The organism is Pseudocitrobacter sp. 2023LY-00077 (genome assembly GCF_055796175.1).
In genome coordinates this window covers 152163-172767 of the sequence record NZ_JBSPEI010000003.1, presented here as the reverse complement: position 1 = coordinate 172767, position 20605 = coordinate 152163, and the positions used below count along the sequence as shown (strand labels likewise).

Sequence of the window (20605 nt, the reverse complement as noted above, 5' to 3'; positions counted from 1 at the left end):
GAGTCAGCTCAAGGTTTTTAACAATTCAGTTGCAAATGTAGCTATATATATTTCCGTAATGTTTCGTGGGTGTTATTTTGAGGTCACAAGTTGGGTAATCCCCTACCTGGTTTGTGGTTTTATCTTAAGGACATCCTATGAAAACCTCTTTCTTCAAAAGCCTCTACGTGCAGGTTCTGACCGCCATCGTCATCGGTGTGCTGTTGGGCCACTACTACCCTGAGTTAGGCGCGCAAATGAAACCGCTTGGCGACGCGTTCGTTAAGCTGATTAAAATGATCATCGCGCCTGTCATCTTTTGTACCGTCGTGACCGGTATTGCCGGGATGGAAAGCATGAAGGCGGTAGGGCGCACCGGTGCGGTGGCGCTACTCTACTTCGAAGTGGTCAGTACCATTGCGCTGATTATCGGCCTGATTATTGTTAACGTGGTGCAACCCGGTGCGGGCATGAACGTTGATCCGGCAAGTCTGGATGCGGGCGCCGTGGCCGTGTACGCCGAGCAGGCGAAGGATCAGGGCATTGTCGCTTTCTTACTGGATGTCATTCCTTCCAGCGTGATTGGTGCGTTCGCCAGCGGTAACATTCTGCAGGTGCTGCTGTTTGCGGTGCTGTTTGGCTTTGCGTTGCACCGTCTGGGCAGCAAAGGCCAGCTGATTTTTAACGTAATCGAGAGCTTCTCGCAGGTTATCTTCGGCATCATCAATATGATCATGCGCCTGGCACCTATCGGGGCGTTCGGGGCCATGGCCTTCACCATCGGTAAGTACGGTGTGGGCACGCTGGTGCAACTCGGCCAGCTGATCATCTGCTTCTACATTACCTGTATTCTGTTCGTGGTGGTGGTACTCGGTTCTATCGCCAAAGCCACTGGCTTCAGCATCTTCAAATTCATCCGCTATATCCGTGAAGAACTGCTGATTGTACTGGGCACGTCGTCTTCCGAATCGGCGCTGCCGCGTATGCTGGACAAGATGGAGAAACTGGGTTGTAAGAAATCGGTGGTGGGGCTGGTGATACCGACCGGATACTCGTTTAACCTCGATGGCACCTCTATCTACCTGACGATGGCGGCGGTGTTTATCGCCCAGGCGACCAACAGCCACATGGATATTTTCCATCAAATCACCCTGTTGGTGGTGCTGTTGCTCTCCTCCAAAGGGGCGGCGGGTGTCACCGGGAGCGGGTTCATCGTGCTGGCGGCAACTATCTCCGCCGTTGGGCATTTACCGGTCGCGGGCCTGGCCCTGATTCTGGGTATCGACCGCTTTATGTCGGAAGCGCGCGCCCTGACTAACCTGATTGGTAACGGCGTGGCAACGATTGTGGTGGCGAAACGCGTTAAGCAGCTCGACCAGCAGCAGCTGGATGATGTGCTGAATAATCGTACGCCTGCCAACAAACCGCACGAATTATCCTCTTAAATCCTCATCTTAAGCCCGTACTCCCTTGCTGGAGTGCGGGCTCCTGCGCATAATTAGGCGGCGTTGCATATTGCATGCAGCGACGTCATGCTATCGTAAGACATTATTTTTCGTAGCGATGTGACGTTTTGACGATCGTGTGGTCAAACAGACGTGTTTACGACATTCTTTTCGGCAACCACGACGTGTGGATTGCCTTTGTAACCAGGAACGTTCATCAGGGGTTCACATGCAGGGCACAAAAATTCGACTCTTAGCTGGCAGTTTGCTGATGATGGCGACAGCGGGTTATGTGCAGGCAGAGGCGCTACAGCCCGATCCCGCCTGGCAACAGGGTACCCTGGCTAATGGTTTTCAGTGGCAGGTGCTTTCCACACCTCAGCGTCCCAGCGATCGCGTTGAAATCCGGCTGGTGGTGAATATCGGCTCGCTCTCTGAAAGCGCGCAACAAACCGGCTACAGCCACCTCATTCCCCGCATTGCGCTGACGCAAAGCGGAAGCTTACAACCGATGCAGGCTCGCTCACTGTGGCAGCAGGGCATCGACCCGAAACGGCCGCTGCCGCCGGCGATCGTTTCCTATGATTACACCCACTTTAATTTAAGCCTGCCGAACAACCGCACAGACTTACTGAAAGAGTCACTCTCCTGGCTTGCCAGCGCGGGCGGCAGCGTGTCGATTACGCCGCAGACGATAGAACATGCGTTGAATACGCAGGATATGGTGGCGACCTGGCCGCAGGATACCAAAGACGGCTGGTGGCGCTATCGCCTGAAAGGCTCCACTATGCTGGGCCACGACCCGGCAGAGCCGCTGAAGCGCCCGGTGGATGCCGAACAGGTGAAAGCGTTCTACCAGAAATGGTACACGCCGGATGCGATGACCCTGATTGTGGTCGGCAACGTCGATAGCCGCACGGTTGCCGAGCAAATCAACAAAACCTTCGGCGAGCTGAAGGGCAAACGTGAAACGCCTGCGGCAGTGCCAACGCTTTCGCCGCTGCGTCCGGAAGCGGTCAGTATCATGACCAAAAACGTCACCCAGGATCGTCTGTCGCTGATGTGGGATACCCCATGGCAGCCTATCCGCGAATCTGCGGCGATGCTGCGTTACTGGCGTGCGGACCTCGCGCGTGAAGCGCTGTTCTGGCATGTTCAGCAGAAACTGAGCAAAAACAATGCGAAAGACATCGCGTTAGGCTTTGATTGCCGGGTGCTGTATCTGCGCGCTCAGTGTTCCATCAACCTGGATTCTCCAGGCGATAAGCTCGACGGTAACCTTGGCGTGGTGGCGACAGAGCTGGCAGAAGTCCGCGAAAAGGGTTTGCCGGTCGAAGAGTTTGACGCGCTGGTCGCGCAGAAAAAGCTGGAACTGCAAAAACTGTTCGCAACCTACGCCCGCACCGACACCGATGTGCTAATAAGCCAGCGTATGCGTTCATTGCAGAATCAGGTGGTGGATATCGCGCCAGAGCAGTATCAGCAACTGCGCCAGAACTTCCTTGATACGTTAACGCTCGATATGGTGAACCAGGATCTGCGCAGCCAGCTGTCGCAGGATATGGCGCTGATTTTGCAGCAGCCTGCCGGTGAGCCGGAGCATAATATGAAGGAACTGAAAGCCACGTGGGATAACGTGATGGCAGCGCCTGCGGCGGCAGAACCGGTAAGCGGGGATGACGTGCGCCAGGACGTGTCGGATATTCCGCCACAGTAACACAACCCTCACCCCGCCCTCTCCCTGAGGGAGAGGGAGAAAAACCGCACACGCTTAACCTTTGGCACAATCGGTCCCCTCTCCCTTAGGGAGAGGGTTAGGGTGAGGGGGCTTGCCTTTAAGCCGGCATCGCCTCGCGCGGAATAATCGCGCCGCGATGCTGAATTACGGTGCTGGCGGTCAGGTGACCACGTTGCGCTGCTGCTGTTGCATCGCCGCCGGTCAGACGTACCGCCAGGTAACCCGCACTGAAAGAATCGCCCGCTGCGGTGGTATCCACAACTTTCTCTTTCGGCAGTTTCACCGCAGGAACATCAACCACGTTCTGGCCTGCAATCGCTACCAGACAAGAGTCTGCGCCGCGTTTCACCACGACTTCTTGTACGCCTGCCGCATGGGTACGCGCGATCACTTCTTCAACCGGCTTCTCGCCCCACAGCGCGTCTTCGTCGTCCAGCGTCAGGAAGGCGATATCGGTGCATTCCAGCATCTGTTGGTAAACCTGCTGGGTTTCTTCTTTGCTGGCCCACAGGCGCGGACGGTAGTTATTGTCGAAAATGACTTTCCCGCCGTTGGCGCGGCATTCGCGCAGCAGAGAGAGCAATTTTTCGCGGCTGGTCGGGCTTAAAATCGCCAGGCTGATCCCGCTCAGGTAGAGGTAGTCGTAGGTCGCCAGCTCTTCGCAAACGGCGGCAGCTTCATCGCTTTCCAGCCAGAATTTTGCCGCCGCTTCGTTACGCCAGTAGTAGAAGGTACGCTCGCCGGTATCGTCGGTTTCGATGTAGTAGAGGCCCGGCATGCGGTTGCTCATGCGCTGAATCAGCCCGGTGCCGACGTTTTCTGCTTTCCAGGCATCCAGCATCTGCTGGCTGAACGTATCGGTGCCCAGCGCGGTGACGTAGTCGACGCGCAGCGCCGCGGAATCAACCTGGCGAGCGATATACACTGATGTGTTTAAAGTGTCGCCGCCAAAGCCGCGGGTTACGTCTGCGCCCTTCTCGGACAACTCAATCATGCATTCGCCAATCACGGCAATTTTTTTAGACATAGTCGTGAACCTGATCTGAATCGGAATATTAGCGCTAGTGTGCGCTGCGCTGTTTTAGTGGTCAACTATATTAAAACATCGTTCCATTATTTTTTTGAGCTAGCGCGTGTTAGCGCAAATTTTTGCACATAAAGTTCTCCTTTAACCCGCCGATAACCTGTTGACGAGTTCCATTCGATCCCTCATTGCAACAGGAAGCTGAAATGAAGTTAACGCCGGTCATCCCGCAGTTGAGCATTCCTGAGCCAGGTCTCGCGAATCTGCAGGCACAGCACTACTGGCTGGAGTGTGAACGCGCCTACACTTACCAGCCCATCTACACCACCGAAGGCCGCCTGATGGCGATTGAAGTGCTGACGGTAGTGACGCATCCCAACCATCCCTCGCAACGCATTGCGCCAGACCGTTATTTCTCTGAAGTGCCCGTCAGTCAACGTATCGCCGTCTTAAAAGAGCAACTGCACATGCTGATGCTGAAGCAGGAATTCTTTGCACAGAACCAGATCCTGGCGTCGGTCAACGTGGATGGCCCCACGCTGATGGCGATGCAGCAGGATCAGGCGCTAAAAAATATGATTGAGCCGCTCGGCTGGCTGCGTTTTGAATTAGTTGAGCATACGCGTCTGCCGCAGGAATCGTCGTATGCGTCCATTTGCGAGTTTGGCCCGCTGTGGCTCGATGATTTTGGCACGGGCATGGCAAACTTCTCCTCGCTCAGCGAAGTGCGCTACGACTACATCAAAGTCGCCCGCGACCTGTTTATCATGCTGCGTAAAACCCCCGAGGGGCGCAATCTCTTCACCATGCTATTACAGCTGATGAACCGCTATTGCCGTGGCGTGATCGTAGAAGGTGTCGAGACCCAGGAAGAGTGGCAGGATGTGCAGGAATCGCCCGCTTTTGCGGCGCAAGGCTACTTTCTTTCCCGCCCGGTTCCCATGAAGACGCTCGATGATGTGGTGATAGCATTTTCCTGATTTATCCCGCTCTCTTCTCCCTCAGCTATCTTTATGAGAGGTGAGGAATTTCACAAAAGGAGCGAGCGTGACGAAATTAAGCAAAGCGATTGCCATCACCGCAGGGGTATTAGTGGCCCTGATTATCCTGCTGGTGATAATTATTGCGACCTTCGACTGGAACCGGCTGAAACCAACCATCAACGAAAAAGTGTCCTCTGAACTGCACCGGCCCTTCGCGATTCGCGGCGATCTTGGCGTGGTGTGGGAGCGTCAGAAGCAGGAGACCGGCTGGCGAAGCTGGATCCCCTGGCCGCACGTGCATGCTGAAGACATCATGCTCGGCAACCCACCGGATATTCCGGACGTCACCATGGTGCATCTTCCGCGCGTAGAAGCCACGCTCGCGCCGCTGGCGCTGCTCACCAAAACGGTCTGGCTGCCGTGGATTAAGCTGGAACAACCCGACGCGCGCCTGATTCGCCTCTCCGAAAAAAACAATAACTGGACCTTCAACATCGGCGACGGTAAGGACGAGAAAAACGCCCAGCCGTCGGCGTGGTCATTCCGGCTGGATAATATTTTGTTCGATCGCGGGCGCATTACCGTGGATGACAAAGTGAGTCAGGCGGCCATTGAGATCCTGGTCGATCCGCTCGGCAAACCGCTGCCTTTTAGTGAAGTGACCGGCAGCAAAGGTCAGGGCGATAACGCCAAAGCCGGGGATTATGTGTTTGGCCTGAAAGCGCAGGGGCGCTATCGCGGCGAGCCGCTTACCGGCACCGGTAAGATTGGCGGCATGCTGGCGCTGCGTAGCGAAGGACAGCCTTTCCCGGTGCAGGCCGATTTCCGCTCCGGCAATACGCGAGTGGCGTTTGTTGGCGCGGTCAACGATCCCATGAAGATGGGCGGGGTCGATCTGCAACTTAAATTCTCTGGCGACTCGCTGAGCGATCTCTACGATCTCACCGGCGTGCTGCTACCGGACACCCCACCGTTTGAAACGGATGGCCGACTGGTGGCAAAAATTGACAGCGAAAAGTCGTCCGTCTTTGACTATCGCAAATTCAACGGCCGTATCGGCGACAGCGATATCCACGGCTCGCTGACCTATACCACCGGGAAACCGCGCCCGAAACTGGAAGGCGACCTGGAATCGCGCCAGCTTCGGCTGGCGGATTTAGGCCCGCTGATTGGCGTGGACTCCGGGAAAGGCGCGCAAAAAGCGAAAAGCGCCGAGGCGCGTAAAGGGGAAGCCACGGTCCAGCCTGTCGACAAGGTGTTGCCTTATGACCGCTTCGAAACCGACAAATGGAACGTGATGGATGCGGATGTGCGCTTTAAAGGGCGTCGCATTGAGCACGGCAGCTCCTTGCCGATTAGCGATTTGTCCACACATATCATCCTCAAAAATGCCGATTTGCGTCTGCAACCGATCAAACTGGGGCTGGCGGGCGGCTCGATCAGCGGCAATATCCATCTGGAAGGCGACCGTAAACCCATGCGCGGCCAGGCAGATATTCAGGCGCGTCGCCTGAAGCTGAAAGAGCTGATGCCCAACGTGGAACTGATGCAGAAAACGCTCGGTGAGATGAACGGCGATGCAGAATTTCGCGGCACCGGGAATTCCGTGGCCGCGCTGTTGGGCAACAGCAACGGCAACCTGAAGCTGCTGATGAACGATGGGCTTATCAGCCGTAACCTGATGGAGATTGTCGGGCTTAACGTCGGTAACTTTATCGTTGGGCAGATTTTTGGCGATGATGAAGTGCGGGTGAACTGCGCGGCAGCCAACCTCGATATTGTGAACGGCGTAGCGCGTCCACAGATTTTTGCCTTTGATACGGAAAATGCGCTGATTAACGTGACCGGCACCGCCAGTTTCGCCTCAGAGCAGCTCGATTTGACGATTGACCCGGAAAGTAAGGGGATTCGTATCATTACCCTGCGCTCACCGCTGTATGTGCGCGGCAGCTTCAAGAACCCGCAGGCGGGCGTGAAAGCCGGGCCGCTGATTGCCCGTGGCGCGGTGGCAGCGGCGCTGGCGACGCTCGTCACACCTGCGGCGGCGCTGCTGGCGTTGATTTCGCCGTCAGAAGGGGATGTGAATCAGTGCCAGTCGATTCTGGCACAGATGAAGCATTGATGTTGGACGGTGCGCGCTGATGCCCTCACCCTAACCCTCTCCCACAGGGAGAGGGGACCGACGGTGCAATTGTTAAGTTTGTGCGGTTTTCTCCCTCTCCCTGCGGGAGAGGGCGGGGTGAGGGGGTTTTTACAGCGCCTGATGCTTCGTCTCATGGGTCAGCAGCAACGCAATCAGCGTCAACGCCGCCATTGCTGCCAGATACACGCCTACGTAGTACAGCCCGTAGCTGCCCTGTAACCAGGCCGCGATGTACGGCGCAACCGACGCGCCAAGAATCGACGAGACGTTATAAGAGAACGACGCACCGGTATAACGCACTTCTGTCGGGAATAACTCCGGCAGCAGTGCGCCCATCGGGCCGAAGGTCAGCCCCATCAGGCTCAGGCCAATCAACAGGAACAGCATAATCAGCGACGGTTCGCCGGACCCCAGCAGCGGCAGGAAGAAGAACAGAGCGAAAAGAATAATCAACGAGGTAATGACAATCATGCTGGAACGGCGGCCAAAACGGTCGGCCAGCAGTCCGGCAATCGGCACCATCACGCCAAAACCAATTACCGCCAGCATCAGCATCCACAGCACTTCGTTACGCGGCAGCCCCAGCCCGTTCGGCGCGGCGGCGGTGCTGTAGCTCATGGAGTAAACGGTCATGATGTAAAACAGCGTATAGGTCGCCAGCATGATAAAGGTGCCGAGAACCGTCACGCGCATATGTTTGGTCAACAGCGTGCCCATCGGCACTTTAACCTGTTTTTTTGCGGCGGCGACTTTCGCGAACACCGGCGTTTCATGCAGCGACACGCGGACATACAACCCGATAATCACCAGCACCGCAGAGAAGATAAACGGCACGCGCCAGCCCCAGCTCATGAACTGCTCGTCGGTCAACAGCCAGGAGAGCAGCAGGAAGGTGCCGTTGGCAAAGAAGAAGCCGATAGGCGCACCCAACTGCGGGAAAGACCCGTACAGCGCGCGCTTACGCGGCGGTGCGTTCTCCGTTGCCAGCAACGCTGCGCCGCCCCATTCACCGCCTAATCCCAGCCCCTGACCAAAACGCGCCAGCGCCAGCAGCATCGGCGCCAGAATGCCGATGGTTTCGTAGCCCGGCAGCAGGCCGATCACCACTGTGGAAATGCCCATCGTCAGCAACGAGGCCACTAACGTCACTTTACGCCCGACGCGATCGCCAAAATGGCCGAACAGCGCGGAGCCAATCGGGCGCGCGACGAAGGCAATGGCAAAGGTCGCCAGCGACTGGAGCGTGGCCGCGGCCGGGTCGCCCTGCGGGAAGAAGATGTGCGGGAAAACAATCACCGCAGCGGTGGCGTAAATGTAGAAATCGAAGAACTCGATGGCGGTGCCGATGAGTGAGGCGACGACGACTTTATTACGTGAGTTAACCGGTGCGATGTCTTGTTCGTTATCGAGTGTTGTGGCGGTAGCTTGCATAGTCTTTTCTTATTTTATAGCGAACGAACGGCCATATTAGACATAGCAAAATCGACATTTCAATCTGTAACAGACCGGGCGGGTGCGTGAAAAAACGGCAAAAAGTGAATAGTTTTTAAGCCAGCGAAATCACTTCTATGAAATGCTTCACAGAATTTACACGTTAGTGGATAAAACTGGTTTTCGGTTAAAAAAAAGTTACTAACTGGATTTATCTGCTGAAATGATGAATCGGGCTGAAATTTTGCATTTTCATTCAGCCCGATAGTGCATTAACGGTGCGTTTTGCCTGGCATGCGCGGGTCATCTTTGTACTGCGCGGTGGCAATCCACGCCGCGCAAAACAGGGTTAAGCGTGCGAAGAAGTAGAAGAACGCCATCAGTCCCAAAACCGAACCAAATGCCGCGCCGGACGGGGATTTCACCAGTGCAGGCAGCGTCCAGGTCATGATGATTTTAATCACCTCAAAACCAATCGCCGCAATGAAGGTACCGCGAATCAGCGCCTTTTTGCGCGGACGATGGCGCGGCAGTCGCCAGAAGATCCAGAAGAAGAGCAGATAGTTGGCGAAAATGGAAATCGCCAGGCCAATCAATCGCCAGGCCGGTTTCAGCCACTCAATGCTGTCGAGATAGAGGGCTGAGATGATCATCTGCTGCGCTGCGCCGGAAACAGAAGTAATCGACAGGGTGACAATCAGCGCAATCAGCAGGCCAATCAGCGAGACAAAATCGCGCAGATATTTAATCCAGATTTTTTCCTGATCCTGCGGGGTGCGCTCCCAGACATCACGCGACTGCGCGCGGATGGCCTCGCGCAGGTTGCCCATCCAGTTCACGCCGGAATAGAGCGCCACCACAAGCCCAACTAAACCGACAGTGGTACGCTGCTGGACGGCGGTGTTGATGGTGCTTTTTAGCGTGGCGGCAAGCGTCGGGTCACTCACATTGGTGAGGATTTTATCGAAGATGTCCTGTAACAGCGTCGGGTGCGAGGCGAGGATAAAACCGCCTGCGGCAAAGGACACCATCAGAATTGGAATCATCGACAGGAACGAAAAGTAGGTGATCGCAGCACCAAACTGATTGCCCAGGCGATCGTTAAAGCGCTCGGCGGCGCGAAGCAGGTGGGCGATGATCGGTTGCTGCTGAATTTTCTGTGCGGTATGCGTGACTTTGTTCAGCGCCTGCGTCGCTTTTCCGGGCTCCTCAGAGGCCCGATGCGTTTCGGTATCAATGGATTTGATGGGGTCGTGCTCCAGTTCCTGAGTAGGACGTTTTACGTCATTTTCCGGCGTCATCAGGTCGGTTTTCCTTTTCTCTTGTTTACTATCACTAAATTATAGACTCTGCTAATCAACGTACTCTTTCATCACCTCCGTTAGCCATTCCATAAACAGATGAACGCGGCGTGATAGGTTGCGGCGATGGGGATAAATCAGCGATACCGGCATCGGTTCTGCGCGGTACTGCGGCAAAATTTCTACCAGCTTGCCGCTGCGCAAAGCCTCCCGCACACCAACGCGCGGAACCTGAATAATCCCCAGCCCGGCAAGGCAGGCGGCGTGATAGGTTTCGGTGCTGTTGACCGTCAGCACGCCACCGGTTTTTACCCAGCGCGTGGTGTTATCAATAACCACTTCAAACCCCTGCGGGCGCACGCCGAGGCTGGTGGCGTAATGCACCACCGCATGGTCGCCGAGTGCGTCCAGCGATTCTGGATAACCGAATCGCGCCAGATAATCCGGGCTGGCGCAGTTTATCACCGTCAGTTTGCCGAGCGGTCTGGCGATTAATCCTGAATCCTTCAGGTGACCCACGCGTACCACGCAGTCAAATCCTTCACGAATGACATCCACCAGGCGGTCGCTGCTGCTCAGTTCCAGCTCAATACCGGGGTAGTGCTGCAAAAACGCGGGCAGGCGAGGAATGACCACATTTCGCGCTACAGCAACGGGCATATCGACGCGCAGCCGCCCGCTCACGCTGCTGGGGTCGCTTTGAAACATGCTGTCGAGCTCTTCCAGATTGCTGAGCAGATCTTTGGCGCGCTCGTAGTAGACCATGCCGTCCTGCGTCAACTGGACGCGCCGCGTGGTGCGGTGCAGCAGGCGGCAGCCGAGCTGGTTTTCCAGCGCCTGAATCTGGCGCGATACGCTACCTTTAGGAAGGCCGAGGGTATCGGCGGCGCGGGAGAAACTCTCCAGTTCCGCCACGCGGATGAACAGTTGCATTGCGTGAATTTTATCCATCCCCAACCCTTATTGTTGTTTTGAATGAGACAGTGAAGCGTAATCAGCAATATTTATTGTTCTTTTATCACCTAATAAGCTTGTTCTCAACGAACAACCCCACTGAAATGAGGTTTCTCATGACGCAACGTATCGCATTAGTGACTGGCGGCAGCCGTGGACTGGGCAAAAATGCCGTATTGAAGCTGGCGGCCCAGGGAACAGATATTATCTTTACCTGGAATAGCCAGCAGCAGGCGGCGCAGGATCTGGTGAAAGAACTTCAGCAAACGGGCGTGAAAGCGGTGGCATTACAGCTTAACGTCAGTGATATCAGCACGTTTGGTGATTTTGCTCAGCAGGTTCAACAGGCGCTAAAAGAGACGTGGCAGCGCGACACGTTTGATTATTTAGTGAACAATGCCGGAATTGGTATCAATGCTCCATTTGCCGAGACCACGGAAGCACAGTTTGATGAATTATTGAACATCCAGTTTAAGGGGCCATTTTTCCTGACTCAGCGCCTGCTGCCGCTGATTAAAAACGGCGGACGCATCCTGAACGTCTCGACGGGGCTGGCGCGTTTTGCGCTTCCGGGGTTTGCCGCTTATGCCGCCATGAAGGGGGCAATGGAAGTGTTAACGCGTTATCAGGCGAAAGAACTGGGCGAGCGCGGCATTGCGGTCAATGTGATTGCGCCGGGGGCGATAGAAACCGACTTCGGCGGCGGCAGTGTGCGTGATAATGAACAGATTAATCAGTATATTGCCTCGCAAACCGCGCTGGGGCGCGTGGGTATGCCGGACGACATCGGCGATGCGATTGCCGCACTGCTGAGCGATAAGCTCGGCTGGATGAACGCGCAGCGGGTGGAGGTCTCCGGGGGGATGTTTTTGTAGGGGCCCCTCACCCCAGCCCTCTCCCACAGGGAGAGGGAGAAAACCGACGCAGTTCTGTAGGCTATGCACAATCAGTCCCCTCTCCCTGTGGGAGAGGGTTAGGGTGAGGGGCTCCTCAACAACACGTGCTATTTCACACCTGGTAACACTCAACCTTTCTCACTGCCTTTTCTTTATTTCCGCCATCGCGCTATTCTTCTGGAAATTAATATTTATCCCGCTGACAATTATATTCAGGATTTCCTTAAATAGGATGTAATAAACAATATGAATAAGTAATACTTCCCGATGCCTCTAACTCATTCATAACAAAAATGTTTTTATTTTTGTTTTCATCAGTAAAATAGCCCAGGCCAAACAGCGAGTTCTTATTTACCTCCGCTAGTAATACCCTTCACCCTTCAATGTGTAGGGTTCATTTTTCTGATGAGGAATCAGTATGCAGGTAATCATGTTTGACAGGCAGTCGATATTTATTCATGGAATGAAGATCAGTTTGCAGGAAAATATTCCTGAAGTAGATATTTACGCCGTCAGTCAGGCTGATGAACTGTGGCGACGGTTGCTCGAATATCCAGAGGCATTACTTATTCTGGATGGCGACATGGATAAATCGTTTTGCAGTTGGTTATTGCAGGAAAAAGCGCAGCAGTTTCCGTCATCGCATACGGTGATTGTGGCGAGTGATTGCCAGCAGGCCTGGCTGAAAGAGTCGCTTGCGTGGAATGTGCAGGCTATTGTGCCACGTGATGAAAGCGTCGAAACGTTTGTGCAGGCGATTAACAGCGCCGCGTGCGGGTTAATGTGTCTTCCCGGCGGCTGGACGTTTAATTACGAAAACGAGAGATGTGGTCTTGAGAAGCTTAGCCATCGCCAGCGTGAAATTCTGGAGCTGCTGGCGAACGGCGAGTCGAATAAAGAGATCAGTCGAACGTTGAATATCAGCGCGGGTACGGTGAAAGCGCATCTGGAATCACTGTACCGGCGTCTGGATGTGAAAAACCGCACCCAGGCGGCGATGTTATTCGGTGCGCATGAGCTCCCGCCCCAGATCTGTTCGGAATAAGGCACATTCGGCCTGACGCTGTTTGTTCAGGCCGTTGCTTCTCACCCCGTTTAACTCTGTTTCTGCCAGCCATACTGCAAGTGCTTTCGCGAACTGGCGCTGATTGATGTAGCGCACTACAGCGGAAGCGGCAAATGTCTCGGGGCCTAAACTGAGTGCCAGCGATATCAGCGCATCATATTGAATCTGCACCAGCGGCACCTTTATCTCTTGCGCCAGTACGCGCTGGCAGGCGTGAATATCCAGCTGCAATAACGCGTCGGCCTGTGGCTGGCTAAGCGGTGTATCGAACGTTTCACTCCCCTGAATTAAATGACCATATCCCACCACCCACAGATGACATTCATCCTGGTATGGCTCAGCAGAAAACCCCTGACATTGTTTAATAAACGCTAACCCTTCCGGGCTGAGGCGCAGAGCCGTATTTGGCATTTTTCTTCCTCACTCAGATGGTTAGCGAGTGTAGAGGATGGGGAATCGCGCGCCTATTCGCCAGATGGCCTGGGTAAATCCTGCATGTGGCGAGAATATATTCCGCCAATCGTAAAATTCGCTGCAACAATAGAAAGACGGGCCAACCGTTTGCGAAAAAGTCGTGAGAGCGATCGAGTTTCGCGTCAGTGTCAGCGCAGCGGCCTTTTAATTTTAAGGGTTTCGTATATGTTGTATCGGCAAAAAAACAAAAATAAACCTTACTAATCTTCAGGTTATTTTCCTTCTGTGGGTTAAGGACGTGGATGATGCCTACTCCATCGCATCAATTATTTGAACATTGCCTTGGCGTGATCCGCCAGGCGTCTGTGGAGATCCTCAACCTGCTCGACATGCGCGTCGGGGAAGGTAAGGAGCCTCGTTGGTTTCTGGAGCAACTGGATCAGGCCCGGCTGAATCTTGGCGGCTGGGCGAGCGTGGCGAAAAAGCTGAACCTCAATGATGCCGAGCTGAGCGAGTTCACCCTGCAACTCCGTCATTTACAGAAACTGGTGCCGCACTATGAGCGCGGGCAACCCATCACGGAGGATCAGCTGATTGCTGCGGCGCGAATGGTGGCCGCGCTGGAGCTGATGCGCCGCCGTCAGCCGTTGCTGGTCTTTGAGAGCGACTCTGATGCGGATGCCGAGCAGCTGGAGGCCCTGGCGCTGCGGCAGCTGCGGATGATCCAGCTGATGCTGACCGCGCTTATTCGTCAGGCCTGGCCGGATACCACCCGTTTGCACAATCACCTCAAACTACAGTTTGGCGCGGACTGCGTGCGGGGCTGGCTCTCGCGCAGCAAAGAGGGCGATATTCTCAGTGGCATGCAGTTCAGCGAGCTGGCGCTACTGGTGGTGGATAAAAAAGAGTTTTCGCGCCACTACGCTTCGCTTTTCCACAGTACGACCCTGTTGACCTTCCATGCGGACCCTCGTCTGACGCTGCATGCTTTCCTGGATGATATCCGCCTGATGCGCAAGGCGGTGGTCAGCCAGCGGGCCGTGTCATCCACCGCTTTTCTGCTGCTGGATATTTATGCCCGGCAGATTGCCACGCCGATTCAGCGCGCGTTTGAGCAGGGCAGAACGTTGGTGAATCCCGCAAGCCTGATGGCGACAGACGGTAACGTGGTGCAGCATTTCTGGGATGAGCAACGCGAGTTTGCCCGGCTTAACGGTGCGGATGAGCAGCCTGTCCATGAGTCTATTGAACGAACTCGTAAAAAATCAGCCCGAACGGTGGAAGCGCGGGATAAATTAATCTCCTCGGGGCTGTGGGCCGCCGTGGGCCTGATGGTGGTGGCGATGGTTGTTGGGGGCATCTGGATGCTCAATGCGTCGCCTGCCGCGCCAACGGCCAGCGCATCGACAACGCCTGCGCCGGGAATTGAAGCGCCGTCGCGTGAGTCACCGCGAGAACAGCTGGCGAATCGCGGTATTAATTGGGATATCAACGGATTACGTTCGGCTATCGATCGTAACGATGCGGGTGTCGTACAGCTGTTTATGCGTGGTGGGATGGACTGGCAGCTTGCCTGGACGGAGCAGGCGCTGTCAGCGCAGAACGATGAGGTGATTGCTTTGCTGCTGCGATATCGCCTGCAAATGGATGAGCCAAAACCCTGTCGGCGCTTTATCACCGCTCTAAGCCACGCGCTGGCGGGCGGTGAAGCGCTCACGTCGTCAAGAAGAGATCTTTTACAGACGTTTTGCACCCGCCCCGCCGTGGTTGAACGTCAACGACGGGAAGTGGATAACGCCCGACAACGCGTGAAGGCCGAGCCGACGACACACAACAAGCGATGGCTGGACGTACAGCGCGAGATTTATGCCGTGATTAAATAGCGGTTATTGAGCCATTGTAGGCCGGGCAAGCGCAGCGCCCCCGGCTTCTGTTAAGGCTCGCCGTACAAACCAATCAAACGGCGTACCACGCCGTTGGTCCAGCCGAAACCATCCTGTAACGGATACTCCCCGCCGCCCCCTTCGCGCGGCGTGCCTTCGGCGATGTGATACTTCTCAATCAGCTTATGATGGTCGCGATAGAAATGATTCACCGTCTCCAGCCAGTTATGGGCGATTTCGTTGCCCAGCACGTCGTGGCCGTAGAGTTTGAATCCCTGAATCGCCATCCACTGTAGCGGGGCCCAGCCGTTCGGATAATCCCACTGCTCGCCGCTTTCATACTCTGTTGCCAGAATACCGCGCGGCGTGAGCAACCGGGCGCGGACGGCAAGCGCCAGCCGGTCTGCCTGTTCATGCGTCGCCATGCCGACATACAATGGCACGACGCTGGCGGCGGAGAACAGCGCCTGTTGCTCGCGACGCCAGTCGTAATCGCGGAACAGACCATTTTCTTCATCCCACAGATAACGCGTCACCGCTGCACGGCGTGCGCTGGCTTTCTGTTTAAACAGCGCCTGCGTCTCTTTATCGCCCTTCAAACCAGAAAGATTAGCGATGGTGTTTTCCAGTTTGAACAGAAAAGCGTTCAAATCGATGGGAATAAACTGGGTAGTCCGGATGCTTGCCAGTCGCGACGTATCGCGCAGCCAGCGTGAAGAATAGTCCCAACCGGATGCTGCCCCGGCGCGCAGGTCGCGATACACCTCATTGGGCGGTCGGCCTGAATGCTGCGCCGTTTCGACATCTTCAATCCATGACTCATCACGCGGCGTGTCGCGGTCGTCCCAGTAGCGGTTGAGCAAAGAACCGTCCGGCATGCGCACCACGTGGCGATAAGCCTGATTGGGAATGAGCGAATCCGCGCCATCCATCCAGAAGCTGTACTCCATCTTCAGATGGTCGAGATAACGTTTCGCGCCGCGCACGCCATCCTCTTCGAACAGTTCAACCATCAGCGCAAACACCGGGGGCTGCGAGCGGCTGAGGTAGTAGGTGCGGTTGCCGTTAGGAATGTGTCCGTAGCGCTCAATCATCCACGCAAAGTTATCGGCCATGCATTTCAGCAAGTCTTCCCGACCGCTCTCCGCCAGGCCAAGCATGGTGAAGTAGGAGTCCCAGTAGTAGGTCTCGCTAAAGCGCCCGCCGGGCACGATATAGGACTGCGGCAGCGCCAGCAGCGACGAACCGGGAATATGGTCCTGCGGCTCGCGGGTGAGCACCGGCCAGAGCGTGTCGATGTGCTCCTTCAGCGATTTATCCGGGTCCGAAACGTATTCACTGTCGCGCAGTTCCGGCGGCCAGAAGTTCTCTTCCACAAAACGGCGCAGATCAAAGCCAGGTATACGCTTGATACGGCGATAATGGATGAGAATATCCAGCGGATCTTTCTTCGGCGCGCAGTCAGGAAACGTTTTGCTATCGCTAAAAATGCGTGCGCGCTGAACGTTTTCGAACAGTTCCAGATAACGATCGGCTGGCGTTAAGGCATCGGAGGCGGGTAGCCCCTCAATGACTTCCGGCTCCGGTTCGGCATCGAGCATTTCATCCAGTTTTAATTCGTACGGATCCGCTTCGTAGCACAGCTCGATATCAATGGCTAAGGCCTCGGACTCTTCGTGACGTATTTTCTGGTTGAACATATCGCAGGTCACCTCCGGTGAGCGTCGTTTTACATCCCGGTTTTATCCGGCCACTTATAAAGCGTAGACATTCGCTTCGGTTACGGGTGAGCAAAGCGTGCGGAAGATCACATTTTATGGCGAGGTGATAAGAGGGTTTTTTTTCAGGTTTTTGAAAAATAATAAAAAATGGGAATCCCGGTTTTCACCGTCGCCGGGATTTTCAGAACAATCGATTGTAACGGGTTTTAACGCGGACTGAATTTATAAAACAGATTCGGCTCGCTGACGATGTAAAGATTACCCGTGCCGTCGGTAGCGATACCTTCCGGCTGTGGAATATCACGGGAAAGGCCGTAATGGCCCGCCGTCAGCGACATAAATTTCAGGTTATGTTCGCGGTCTACCAGCACGACTTTTTGCGAAATGTCGGAGAGAATATAGAGGTTAGACGTCGAGCCATCAAAATCCATTCCGGAGATATCGCGCACATACCAGGAGAGCATTAATTCATTGAGCGGGCTTATATCCGTTTTGAATACCCCTTCGTTATCGAGGATATTAAAAATGCGGACGGGTTTTTTCTCCTGGGCTGTCACCATGCGAGACAGCTCGGGTTTCCAGGCTAATCCTTCCACGCCGCTGTTTTCCTTTTCCGCCTGAACTGCCGGACGATAAGTTTCGGCATGGCTGATATCCACTTTTTGTGTATCGTTATTAATGGTGACGATAGCCAGCGTGCCGCTCTTTTCTTTGGAAAGGTAAAAGCGTTGATTGCCGATATATTCAATCGCCTCAAGGTCTGCGGGTTTATCCGTTTTGATACGGCGCAGCACCTTCCCATCCGTGCTAAGTTCCAGAATTAAAGAGGGCGCATCGGTGACGGCGAACAGCGTTTGTGTGTCTTTATTCCAGGTCAGACCGGATAATCCGCCCTCCAGACCTGAAATCTGTTTGGCGTCGATCGTGACGTGGTAGTTATCTATTTGTGGGTAATTTGTGATGTAGTAATAGAAAGAGAAAATACAAAGAAGAACAATAATAAAGCCTGATAATATTTTAGTTTTCTTATTCTTCATAAACCCACAGGGAATTAACGGGAGAGTCGGATATCCCCTATATGTTTCCATATAGGGGATTGCGCGTTATATATTAACGCATAGTAACAAACTCTTCCGCCGCTGTCGGGTGAATTGCCACGGTATTATCGAAATCTTTTTTGGTTGCGCCCATTTTCAGCGCCACGGCGAAGCCTTGCAGCATTTCATCCATACCAAAACCGATGCCGTGAATACCGACAATTTTCTCTTCCGGGCCAACGCAAACCAGCTTCATACGGCACGGCTGGCGATGCGTGGTAACAGCGGTATACATTGCGGTGAAGGACGACTTATAGACCTTCACGGCGTCGTCGCCATACTGCTCACGCGCCTGCGGTTCGGTTAAACCGACGGTGCCGATGGGCGGATGACTGAAGACCACCGTCGGAATGTTACTGTAATCCAGGTACTCATCTGGCTTGTTATTAAACAGACGCTCTGAGAGACGACGACCTGCGGCCACGGCAACCGGCGTCAGCTCAACGGCACCGGTGTTATCGCCCACCGCATAAATTCCCGGAACGTTGGTGTTCTGGAATTTATCAACGACGATGTAGCCTTTATCGTTGGTTTTCACGCCCGTTGCGGCCAGGTTGAAGTTGTCATTCGCCGGTTCACGGCCAATCGCCCAAATCAGGCAATCTACCGTCTGGCTGCGGCCATCTTCCAGTTCAATGGTCAGGCTACCGTCGGCGTTTTTCACCACCGCTTTAGGAATAGCCTGGGTATGCAGCGTTGGGCCTTCCGCGTTCATGACTTCCACCAGTGTTTCGACAATCAGCGGGTCGAAGGTACGCAGCGGCGCGTGTTTACGCACAAACAGGTGCGTTTCCGCGCCCAGTCCGTTAATCACGCCTGCCAGTTCCACAGCAATGTAGCCCGCGCCGACAACGGCAACGCGTTTCGGCAATGCCGGCAGCGCGAAGAAACCGTCGGAATCGATACCGTATTCCACGCCCGGAATATCCGGATGGCTTGGGCGACCGCCGGTGGCGATCAGGATATGATCGGCAGTGATCGTTTCCCCGTTCACTTCCACGGTTTTCGCATCAACAAAGCGGGCAAAGCCTTTAATGACGTCGACTTTGTTTTTCGCCAGGCCGTTGTCATACGACGTATGAATACGGTCAATGTAGGCCGTGCGGCTGGCAATCAGCTTGTTCCAGTCGAAGTCGTTGATGGTGGTATCAAAACCGTAATCCGGGCCATACATGTGGATGGCTTCGCGGATTTGCGCGGCATGCCACATCACTTTTTTCGGCACGCAACCGACGTTAACGCAGGTGCCGCCCAGCTCTTTGGCTTCAATCAGCGCGCACTTCTGGCCGTACATCGCCGCACGGTTAATCGAGGCGATGCCGCCGCTGCCGCCGCCAATAGCGATATAGTCGTAATGTTTGGTCATGACCGCTCCTTCCTGTTCATTGTCAGGCGAGGGCTCTACGCCCAGCGCCAAAGATCCGCGATTGTATACCTGAAACTGATAGGTTCTGGCTATGTCTGCAATTACTCAGGCACGATCCAGCTTACCGTGGTGTGGCCGATACCGTTCGGCACCAGCTTGCTGTGCAGCCACGGCAGCACGGCGTTCATCTGCTGTTCCAGCTTCCACGGCGGGTTGATAACAATCATGCCGGACGCGGTCATGCCGCGCTGATCGCTGTCCGGGCGTACCGCCAGCTCGATTTGCAGGATTTTACGGATGCCGGTGGCTTCCAGGTCTTTGATCATGCGTTTGATTTGCGCACGCAGGACGACCGGATACCACAACGCATAGGTGCCTGTCGCAAAGCGCTTATAGCCTTCGTGAATGCCCGTAACCACAGCCTGGTAATCGGTTTTGATTTCGTACGGCGGGTCGATGAGGATCAGGCCACGACGAGACACCGGCGGCAGTTTGGATTTGAGTTGTTGATAACCGTCGGCTTTTTCCACGCGCGCACGATCGTCTTTCTGGAACTCTGAGCGCAGCAGCGGGAAATCGCTTGGGTGCAGTTCAGTCATCATCAGGCTGTCTTGTTCACGCAGCAACTGGCGGGCAATCAGCGGTGAGCCTGGGTAGTAGCGCAACTGACCGCTGCGGTTGAAATGCTGTACCACGCTGATGTATGGCTCCAGTTCGGCAGGCAGATCGTCTTGCTGCCAGATACGGGCGATACCTTCCAGATACTCACCGGTACGCTCGGCATGCTCGCTGCTTAACTGGTAACGGCCCGCGCCCGCATGGGTGTCCAGATAGAGAAACGGTTTATCTTTCTCTTTCAGTGATTCGATGATCAGGCTCTGAACGGTGTGTTTAAGGACGTCGGCGTGGTTGCCAGCGTGGAAGCTGTGGCGATAACTGAGCATGGGTAAAGGGGTTCCGCTAAGTAAAACATGGGCCCGTTACCGGGCAACAAAAAAGTCTATCCGAACAGTATACCGAAAAGTCGCCGCCGCCGCGAAAGCGCAACGCTTATCATTGAAATTCACTACACTTAACCCCATGCTACATACATTACATGGCGGATGGCGACGTGTCGCCACCCGACAACAACGCGCATACGCGTTTGTTTCCCCCTTTTTAACC

Annotated in this window: 16 protein-coding genes; 7 read left to right on the top strand and 9 right to left on the bottom strand. The window is 54.8% G+C overall.

Annotated elements, in window-relative coordinates; translation table 11 throughout:
* The first annotated feature begins 137 nt into the window (after positions 1 to 137).
* Both ACWWFX_RS05205 and ACWWFX_RS05200 read left to right on the top strand, forming a co-directional pair.
* Positions 138 to 1424, top strand: a complete 1287-nt coding sequence (locus tag ACWWFX_RS05205; protein WP_276218941.1) for a dicarboxylate/amino acid:cation symporter — start codon at positions 138 to 140, stop codon at positions 1422 to 1424.
* A 229-nt stretch (positions 1425 to 1653) separates the two neighbouring features.
* The gene (locus ACWWFX_RS05200; protein ID WP_473223357.1) at positions 1654 to 3141 is read left to right on the top strand and encodes a M16 family metallopeptidase; all 1488 of its coding nucleotides are present in this window, start codon (positions 1654 to 1656) and stop codon (positions 3139 to 3141) included.
* Positions 3142 to 3259: 118 nt separating this feature from the next.
* Here the strand turns inward: ACWWFX_RS05200 and kdgK are convergent, their stop codons facing one another.
* Entirely contained in the window at positions 3260 to 4189 is a 930-nt protein-coding gene (gene kdgK / locus ACWWFX_RS05195) for a 2-dehydro-3-deoxygluconokinase (RefSeq protein ID WP_015962581.1), read from the bottom strand.
* Positions 4190 to 4392: 203 nt separating this feature from the next.
* Here kdgK and pdeH point away from each other — a divergent pair, with 203 nt between their 5' ends.
* Entirely contained in the window at positions 4393 to 5166 is a 774-nt protein-coding gene (pdeH, locus tag ACWWFX_RS05190; protein ID WP_473223356.1) for a cyclic-guanylate-specific phosphodiesterase, read from the top strand.
* An 88-nt stretch (positions 5167 to 5254) separates the two neighbouring features.
* Positions 5255 to 7291 carry an AsmA family protein gene (locus ACWWFX_RS05185; protein ID WP_473223416.1) on the top strand — a complete coding sequence of 679 codons (2037 nt, stop codon included), beginning with the start codon at positions 5255 to 5257 and terminating at the stop codon, positions 7289 to 7291.
* A gap of 129 nt (positions 7292 to 7420) precedes the next feature.
* On the opposite strand, the gene ACWWFX_RS05180 is transcribed toward ACWWFX_RS05185, so the two are convergent.
* The 3 genes from ACWWFX_RS05180 to ACWWFX_RS05170 form a co-directional block, all read right to left on the bottom strand.
* On the bottom strand, positions 7421 to 8743 hold the full coding sequence (locus tag ACWWFX_RS05180) for an MFS transporter (RefSeq protein ID WP_473223355.1): 1323 nt from the start codon (positions 8741 to 8743) through the stop codon (positions 7421 to 7423).
* Between the two features lie 272 nt (positions 8744 to 9015).
* Complete coding sequence (yhjD, locus tag ACWWFX_RS05175) at positions 9016 to 10044, bottom strand: inner membrane protein YhjD (RefSeq protein WP_473223354.1); 1029 nt, start codon at positions 10042 to 10044, stop codon at positions 9016 to 9018.
* 51 nt (positions 10045 to 10095) lie between these two features.
* Positions 10096 to 10995, bottom strand: a complete 900-nt coding sequence (locus ACWWFX_RS05170; RefSeq protein WP_473223353.1) for a LysR family transcriptional regulator — start codon at positions 10993 to 10995, stop codon at positions 10096 to 10098.
* Between the two features lie 119 nt (positions 10996 to 11114).
* Here ACWWFX_RS05170 and ACWWFX_RS05165 point away from each other — a divergent pair, with 119 nt between their 5' ends.
* Together ACWWFX_RS05165 and ACWWFX_RS05160 are read left to right on the top strand one after the other, a co-directional pair.
* Positions 11115 to 11873 carry an SDR family NAD(P)-dependent oxidoreductase gene (locus ACWWFX_RS05165; RefSeq protein WP_276218928.1) on the top strand — a complete coding sequence of 253 codons (759 nt, stop codon included), beginning with the start codon at positions 11115 to 11117 and terminating at the stop codon, positions 11871 to 11873.
* 439 nt (positions 11874 to 12312) lie between these two features.
* Positions 12313 to 12939, top strand: coding sequence for a helix-turn-helix transcriptional regulator (locus ACWWFX_RS05160; RefSeq protein WP_276218926.1), 627 nt, complete (start codon positions 12313 to 12315; stop codon positions 12937 to 12939).
* Here ACWWFX_RS05160 and ACWWFX_RS05155 read toward each other — a convergent pair.
* A complete protein-coding gene (locus tag ACWWFX_RS05155; RefSeq protein ID WP_473223352.1) occupies positions 12895 to 13371 on the bottom strand; it encodes a lysozyme in 477 nt (158 codons plus the stop codon). The genes ACWWFX_RS05160 and ACWWFX_RS05155 overlap by 45 nt on opposite strands.
* A 305-nt stretch (positions 13372 to 13676) precedes the next feature.
* Between ACWWFX_RS05155 and ACWWFX_RS05150 the strand changes: the two genes are divergently transcribed.
* Positions 13677 to 15257: an STY4199 family HEPN domain-containing protein gene (locus tag ACWWFX_RS05150; protein ID WP_473223351.1), complete on the top strand. Its 1581-nt coding sequence runs from the start codon at positions 13677 to 13679 to the stop codon at positions 15255 to 15257.
* Positions 15258 to 15307: 50 nt separating this feature from the next.
* Here the strand turns inward: ACWWFX_RS05150 and ACWWFX_RS05145 are convergent, their stop codons facing one another.
* From ACWWFX_RS05145 to ACWWFX_RS05130, 4 genes are all read right to left on the bottom strand, one after another.
* Positions 15308 to 16957 (bottom strand): alpha,alpha-trehalase, encoded by a 1650-nt coding sequence (locus tag ACWWFX_RS05145; RefSeq protein ID WP_276218919.1) that lies wholly within the window; start codon positions 16955 to 16957, stop codon positions 15308 to 15310.
* Between the two features lie 227 nt (positions 16958 to 17184).
* Positions 17185 to 18015 carry an SdiA-regulated domain-containing protein gene (locus tag ACWWFX_RS05140; protein ID WP_473223350.1) on the bottom strand — a complete coding sequence of 277 codons (831 nt, stop codon included), beginning with the start codon at positions 18013 to 18015 and terminating at the stop codon, positions 17185 to 17187.
* 73 nt (positions 18016 to 18088) lie between these two features.
* Positions 18089 to 19441, bottom strand: a complete 1353-nt coding sequence (gorA, locus tag ACWWFX_RS05135) for a glutathione-disulfide reductase (protein WP_473223349.1) — start codon at positions 19439 to 19441, stop codon at positions 18089 to 18091.
* Between the two features lie 101 nt (positions 19442 to 19542).
* On the bottom strand, positions 19543 to 20385 hold the full coding sequence (locus ACWWFX_RS05130; protein ID WP_276218913.1) for a 23S rRNA (adenine(2030)-N(6))-methyltransferase RlmJ: 843 nt from the start codon (positions 20383 to 20385) through the stop codon (positions 19543 to 19545).
* Between the last annotated feature and the right edge of the window lie 220 nt (positions 20386 to 20605).